Origin of the sequence: uncultured Jatrophihabitans sp., assembly GCF_964252635.1 — a bacterium.
Taxonomy (GTDB): Bacteria; Actinomycetota; Actinomycetes; order Mycobacteriales; family Jatrophihabitantaceae; genus Jatrophihabitans.
Map to the genome: position 1 here is coordinate 23,774 of NZ_CAXUNP010000045.1, position 6,594 is coordinate 30,367.

Annotated in this window: 7 protein-coding genes; 4 read left to right on the forward strand and 3 right to left on the reverse strand. The window is 71.9% G+C overall.

What is annotated here, in order from left to right:
• Positions 1–35 precede the first annotated feature (35 nt).
• The 4 genes from ACFFCA_RS16645 (at position 36) to ACFFCA_RS16660 (ending at position 4,334) form a co-directional block, all read left to right on the forward strand.
• Positions 36–620 carry a CAP domain-containing protein gene (locus tag ACFFCA_RS16645; RefSeq protein ID WP_375486793.1) on the forward strand — a complete coding sequence of 195 codons (585 nt, stop codon included), beginning with the start codon at positions 36–38 and terminating at the stop codon, positions 618–620.
• Between the two features lie 139 nt (positions 621–759).
• Positions 760–2,145, forward strand: coding sequence for a hypothetical protein (locus tag ACFFCA_RS16650; RefSeq protein ID WP_375486795.1), 1,386 nt, complete (start codon positions 760–762; stop codon positions 2,143–2,145).
• 51 nt (positions 2,146–2,196) lie between these two features.
• The gene (gene map, locus ACFFCA_RS16655; RefSeq protein ID WP_375486797.1) at positions 2,197–3,066 is read left to right on the forward strand and encodes a type I methionyl aminopeptidase; all 870 of its coding nucleotides are present in this window, start codon (positions 2,197–2,199) and stop codon (positions 3,064–3,066) included.
• A gap of 68 nt (positions 3,067–3,134) precedes the next feature.
• Positions 3,135–4,334: an ATP-binding protein gene (locus ACFFCA_RS16660; RefSeq protein WP_375486799.1), complete on the forward strand. Its 1,200-nt coding sequence runs from the start codon at positions 3,135–3,137 to the stop codon at positions 4,332–4,334.
• A gap of 6 nt (positions 4,335–4,340) precedes the next feature.
• On the opposite strand, the gene ACFFCA_RS16665 is transcribed toward ACFFCA_RS16660, so the two are convergent.
• Genes ACFFCA_RS16665 through ACFFCA_RS16675 form a run of 3 tightly spaced genes read right to left on the reverse strand, consistent with a single transcriptional unit; the run spans position 4,341 to position 6,433 of the window.
• On the reverse strand, positions 4,341–4,997 hold the full coding sequence (locus ACFFCA_RS16665; RefSeq protein WP_375486807.1) for a TrmH family RNA methyltransferase: 657 nt from the start codon (positions 4,995–4,997) through the stop codon (positions 4,341–4,343).
• Positions 4,994–5,662, reverse strand: a complete 669-nt coding sequence (gene pyrE / locus ACFFCA_RS16670; RefSeq protein ID WP_375486801.1) for an orotate phosphoribosyltransferase — start codon at positions 5,660–5,662, stop codon at positions 4,994–4,996. The genes ACFFCA_RS16665 and pyrE overlap by 4 nt, the downstream gene beginning before the upstream one ends.
• A gap of 6 nt (positions 5,663–5,668) precedes the next feature.
• Positions 5,669–6,433, reverse strand: coding sequence for an SDR family NAD(P)-dependent oxidoreductase (locus ACFFCA_RS16675; RefSeq protein WP_375486803.1), 765 nt, complete (start codon positions 6,431–6,433; stop codon positions 5,669–5,671).
• Between the last annotated feature and the right edge of the window lie 161 nt (positions 6,434–6,594).

Below are 6,594 nucleotides of genomic sequence, written 5' to 3' on the forward strand. Positions count from 1 at the left end.
CGACACAGCCTCTCTCGAACCCTCGGACGGTCATCATGGACACCACCTCCCTCCCCAGCACGGACGCCGTCGCCACCGGCTCGGCACGACGCCGCCGCCCCCTCGTCGTCGTTGCCACCCTGGTCGCGATCGCCCTCCTCGCCGGCCTGCTGAACGCCGGCGGCGCCCAGGCCAAGAGCAGGTACTCCCGCCACGACGCCACCGTCGGCGCCGCCTGGGCCCGCTCGGTCGGTCGCCTGCTGAACGCCGAGCGTCAGGCCCACCACCTGCGCCCGCTGACGATGAACTCCAAGCTGATCCGTTCGGGCCACGCCCACAACCTGGCCATGGCCCGCGCCAACACCATGTCCCACCAGCTGCCCGGCGAGGCCTACCTCGGCACCCGCGTCTCCCGCGCCGGCTACAAGTGGACCTGGGCCGGCGAGAACATCGGCTACAACGGCGACATCAGCCTCGGCGGGGTCCGCGCCCTGGAGCACATGATGTACAACGAGAAGGCCCCGAACGACGGCCACAAGCGCAACATCCTCCAAAAGAACTTCACCCAGATGGGCATCGACGTCTACATCGACCGCACCCACCACAAGGTCTGGCTGACCTGCGACTTCGGCCGCCCGTAACACCGAACACGACCCCGAGGCCCCGGACGCTCCCTGCGTCCGGGGCCTCGTCATGTCCTGCGAGCTACGGCATACTTCGCTGGCCGCAGTCGATCACGACCGGCCGGGACGCGGCTCGTGAACCGCCACGGGAGCAGTCATGCGTCGTTCGGTCCTTCGCCGGGTCGGTCTGGTCGTCGGCGTGGCCCTGGCGTTGCCCGCGTCGGCCGCGTCTGCCGTGCCGGCCACGTCGGCTGCGGGCGCCACCTCGCCCCCCACCCTGAACGGGCCGACCGTCGCGCGCTACTACGCGACCGTGCCGGTGCGCGGAACCACCCCGCAGCCGTCGCAAGCCGTCGAGTTCTACGAACGGCACGCCGGGACGGCCACCTGGTCGCACCGGGCCCTGCGGCGCTCCGACGCCAGCGGCCGATACGCAACTTCGTTCCGCGAGACGGCGGACACGCAGTACTTCGTGCGCTCGGCGGGCGCGGACTCCCCGACCCGCACGACCAAGGTCGTCAAGGCCACCTGCAGCACCAGCAAGGCGATCTTCACCAAGCTGCCGTTCGGAGCGTCACCCCACCCGTCCGCCACGACCGGGGACTTCGCCGATGTCACCGCTTATCGCAACGGGTTGTGGGCGGGGGTCATCTACCGCGACGTCACCGGTGACTTCTACGTCTACACGCTGCGCCGCGGGCATCCCAGGACCGTCCTCGCGCGCTACCGGTACCGCGACACCGCCTTCGACCCCTTCGGCTCGGTCCACGTCGTCGGGGTCACGACGAGTTCCGAGGTTGTCGCCAACGTCGAGAGCACCAGCGTGCACACGACTTACCTCTCGGAGATACCGAATTACGGGGTCTACTGGAGGGGACGCACGAGGCACTACCTGTCGCACGCGGCCGGCTGGAAGGAATGGGGAGCGCAGAGCGTCACCGACGCAGGCGAGATCGTGGGGTACGCGGCCACCGGCCGGCTGTCGCACCCGCACGTCTACGTCGTCGCCTGGTCACGGGCGTCGGCGCACTACCGGGTCATCGCCGACCTCGGCTACTCGGGAGCGCCAGGAGCCGCCGACCGTGCCGGCGACATCGCCTGGACCAGCGCCGCGGGCTACGCCACGGTCCGGACGGCGTCCGGCGCCGTGCACGAGCTGCGGTCGGCACCGCTCACGTCCGAGAGATACGAGTCGCGGTGGATCTACATCACCGGCGCCGGGCTGCACACCTTCTACGCGAGCAGCAACGACGGCGTGTACGCGTGGACGGTGTCGAACTCGACGGCTCCGGGACCGATCATCGACAGCGGCCTGGTCAGCGGATGGGACGGCGGCAACACCTTCGTCGACATCGTCGGGCGCCGTGGTGATCTCGTGGTCGATCTCGACCGTCCGTGGCTGATCACGGCGCGCGGGGCACGCGTGCGCATGCCCGCAGAACTCGCGCCGTCCAACGCACCGACCCGCGTCATCACCGACGGCGGCCGCGTCGCGTTCACGTCCGCCCGCGACCACCGCGTCCACATCATGACGTGCCGCTGACCAAGGGCTGACCGAGGTACCAATGGGCCGCCGGCGGAGCACAATGAACCGATGACCGTCAGCACGCCCCTGGAGCCGGGCCGGATCTCGCCGCGGCGGGAGGTACCGGCCTCGATCGCTCGGCCGTTCTACGTCGACAGCCGCCCCGGCACCCCGGCGGACCACGACGACCCGATGGTCAAGGACGCCGACACCATCGCGCGGATGCGGGTCGCCGGACGCATCGCCGCCGACGCGCTCGTCGAGGTCGGCCGGCATGTCGCCCCCGGCGTGACGACCGACGAGCTCGACCGCGTGGGTCACGAGTACCTGATCGCGCACGGCGCCTACCCGTCGACGCTCGGGTACAAGGGCTACCGCAAGTCGTTGTGCACGAGCGTCAACGAGGTCATCTGCCACGGCATCCCCGACTCGCGCCCGCTCGACGACGGCGACGTCGTCAAGGTCGACATCACGGCGTTCGTCGACGGCGTGCACGGCGACACCTGCGCCACCTACTACGCCGGAGACGTCGCGCCGGAGGTCCGTGACCTCGGTGAGCACACCCGCGAGGCCATGCTCCGTGGCATCCGCGCCGTCCGCCCGGGCCGTCCGGTGTCGGTGATCGGGCGGGTCATCGAGTCCTACGCGCGGCGCTTCGGCTACGGGGTGGTGCGCGACTACACCGGCCACGGCGTGGGGCCGAGCTTCCACACCAAGCCGACGATCCTGCACTACGACGAGCCGCGTGCGGACACTCCGATCGAGGTCGGCATGACCTTCACCGTGGAACCCATGCTCACCCTCGGCGGGTACGACTGGGTGATGTGGGACGACGGCTGGACGGTGCTCACGAAGGACGGTTCATGGGCCGCGCAGTGGGAGCATACGGTCGTGGTCACCGAGGACGGCGCCGAGATCCTGACCGCGCCCAGCGCCTGACGGGCGACACGATCGCGTTCTCTGGCGTTATCTGCTGATTTCGCTAGACATCCCGATACAGTCCGATCGTGGACCCCGTACGCAACCCCTACGCCCCCGGAGCCGGTCAGCGCCCGCCCGAGCTCGCCGGACGCGACGCGGAGCTGCAGACCTTCGACGTCCTGCTCGAGCGGGTCTCGCGCGGACGGCCCGAGCGCTCGGTGGTGCTCACCGGGCTGCGCGGGGTCGGCAAGACCGTCCTGCTGAACGCCCTGCGCTCGGCCGCGGTGCGCCGCGGCTGGGGCACCGGCAAGCTCGAGGCCCGACCGGACCAGGCCGTCCGGCGCCCGCTGGCCGCCGCCCTGCATCTCGCGGTGCGCGAGCTGGCCGGGCGGCGCGAGGACGAGGCCGACCACGTCCTCGGCGTGATCAAGTCCTTCGCGCAGCGCGAGGCAGCCGGCGCGAAGGCCACCGCGTCGAAGGGGCGACCCTGGCAACCGGGCATCGACGTACCGGCCGTGCCCGGCCGCGCGGACTCCGGCGACATCGAGATCGACCTGGTCGAGCTGTTCACCGACGTCGCCGGGCTGGCCGGCGACACGGGGCACGGCGTCGCCGTGTTCATCGACGAGATGCAGGACCTCGCACCCGACGACGTCTCGGCGCTGTGCGCGGCCTGCCACGAGATCTCCCAGCAGTCGCTGCCGCTCGTCGTGGTCGGGGCCGGGCTGCCGCACCTGCCGGCGGTCCTGTCGGCCTCGAAGTCCTACTCCGAGCGGCTGTTCCGCTACGCCCGCATCGACCGGCTCGACCGGGGCGCCGCCGACCTCGCGCTGCGCGCACCCGCCCAGGACGAGGACGCGGACTTCACCGACGAGGCGCTGGCCGCCATGTACGAGGTCACCGGCGGCTACCCCTACTTCATCCAGGCCTACGGCAAGGCGGCGTGGGACGTCGCTCCGCGCTCGCCGGTCGGGGCGGCGGACGTCGCCGTGGCCGCGCCGGAGGCGGCCGGCGAACTCGCCGTCGGGTTCTTCGGTTCCCGCTACGAACGTGCGACGCCCGCCGAACGCGAGTACCTGCGCGCGATGGCCGACGTCGCCGACCCCGACGCCCCCGACCACGCGGTGCCGACCGCGTCGGTCGCCGAGGCGCTGCGCCGGCCGCCGCAGTCGCTGTCCCCCGCACGGGACGGACTGTTGAAGAAGGGCCTCGTGTACTCCGGCCAACGCGGCCGGATCGCGTTCACCGTGCCGCACTTCGGCCGCTACCTGCGCACCCAGGACTGATCCGGGTCAGCCGACGGGCGGCGGCGCGGCGTGTTGCCGGATCCAGGCGTGCATCGCGATCCCGGCCGCCACGCCCGCGTTGATCGAGCGCGTCGAGCCGTACTGCGCGATCGAGCACACCGTCGCCGCCGCCGCCCGCGCCTCGTCGGACAGGCCGGTCCCCTCCTGGCCGAACAGCAGCAGCGCGTTCGTGGGCAGCGACGTCGACTCGAGCGGCACGGCACCGGGCAGGTTGTCGACGGCCACGACGACGTAACCGCGGGCGACGGCGTGGTCGGCGAGCTCGGCCGCCGACGCCACGTGGCCGATGTGCTGGTACCGGTCGGTGACCATTGCCCCACGTCGGTTCCAGCGGCGCCGCCCCACGATGATGACCTCGCGAGCCAGGAAGGCGTTGGCGGTCCGGACGACGGTGCCGATGTTCAGGTCGTGCTGCCAGTTCTCGATGGCCACCGCGAACGGATGCCGTCGGGTGTCGAGGTCGGCCACGATCGCCTCGACACTCCAGTACCGGTAGCGGTCGGCGACGTTGCGACGGTCGCCGTCGCGCAGCAGGTCGGGATCGAGCCGCTCGTCCTCGGGCCAGGGCGGCGGGTACGGGCCGACCCCCACCGGCTCGACCGCGGCCGGCGGCTCGGCCGGCGGCTCGGGTGTCACGGTCAGGCGGAGACGCCGTACCGCGCCCGGTAGGCGAGCATGGCCTCGAGCCGATCGGTCGCGTCCGTGTGTGCAGCCGCGTCCGCCTGCAGGTACTCGACGATGTCGTCGAGGGTGGCGATGGCGTGCACCCGCACACCGCGGTCGCGTTCGACCTCCTGGATGGCCGACAACTCCCCGGTGCCGCGCTCCTGCCGGTCGACCGACACGACGACACCCGCGAGCGTGGCGTCCGTCGCGTCGACGACGGACATGACCTCGCGGATGGCGGCGCCGGAGGTGATGACGTCGTCGACGAGCAGCACCCGGCCGTGCAGCGGCGTGCCGACGATCGACCCGCCCTCGCCGTGGTCCTTGGGCTCCTTGCGGTTGAACGCCCACGGGACGTCGCGGCCGAACTGCTCACTGAGCTGCACGGCGGTCGCCGACACGATGGGGATGCCCTTGTAGGCCGGCCCCATGAGCACGTCGAACTCGACGCCCGCGTCGATGATCGCGGCCGCGTAGTACCGGCCGAGCGCGGCCAGCCGCTCACCGGTGTTGAAGAGCCCGGCGTTGAAGAAGTAGGGCGAGACACGGCCGGACTTCAGCGTGAACTCGCCGAAGCGCAGCACGTCGTGGGTCAGCGTGAACTCGATGAACTCACGGGCGTAGTCGGGCGTGCGGCTCATGGCGCGCTACATGCCCCGACGGGCCATGATCGCGCGCAGCACCGGACGGGGCAGGGCGCCGGCCACGCCGACGAGGGCCTTGTACCGCTTCGACGGCACCGACAACGGTGCGCCCCGGAAGGCGTCGGCCAGGCCCTCGCGCACGACGTCCCGGGCGTCGAGCCACATGCGCTCGGGCACCGAGGACATGTCGGCCGACGCACGCTCGTGGAACTCGGTGTGGGTGAACCCCGGGCACACGGCGGTGACGCTGACGCCCGACCCGGCCAGCTGCAACGACAGCGCCTCGCTGAATATCGTCACCCACGCCTTGCTCGCCGAGTAGGTGACGTTGCCCGGGCGCGGGACGAAACCCGCCACCGACGAGACGTTGACGACCCGACCATCACCGCGAGGACGCATGGCCGTCACCGCTGCGTGGGTGAGGCGCAGGACGGCGCGGACGTTGAGGTCGAGCTGCTGCTCCTCGGCTTCGAGTTCCGCCTCGCCGAAGGCGCGGTACGTGCCCACGCCCGCGTTGTTGACCAGCACCCCGATCGGCGGGTCGGCCGCCAACCGCGACGCGACCCGGGCGCAGCCGTCGTCGGTGACGAGGTCGGCTGCGAGCACGTCGACGGTGACCTTGTGGGCGGCACGCACCTCGGCCGCCGCGGTCTCCAGCCGGTCGACGTCGCGGGCGACCAGCACGAGGTCCCAGCCGGCCGCGGCGAGCTGGCGGGCGAACTCGGCGCCGAGCCCGGAGCTGGCGCCGGTGACGAGAGCGGTCGGCACTAGACGCCGGTACGCCGGGACTTGCTGGCCTTCGCGCGTGCCCGCGCCAGTTCGGCGCCCTTGGCCACCGACTCGGAGGTCGTGCGCTGCTTGGTCCGGCTGCGCGCGGCCGCGCCGTCGCGCCCGGCGGCGGGCGGGGTGCGCCCGGCGGAGGGCTGGGT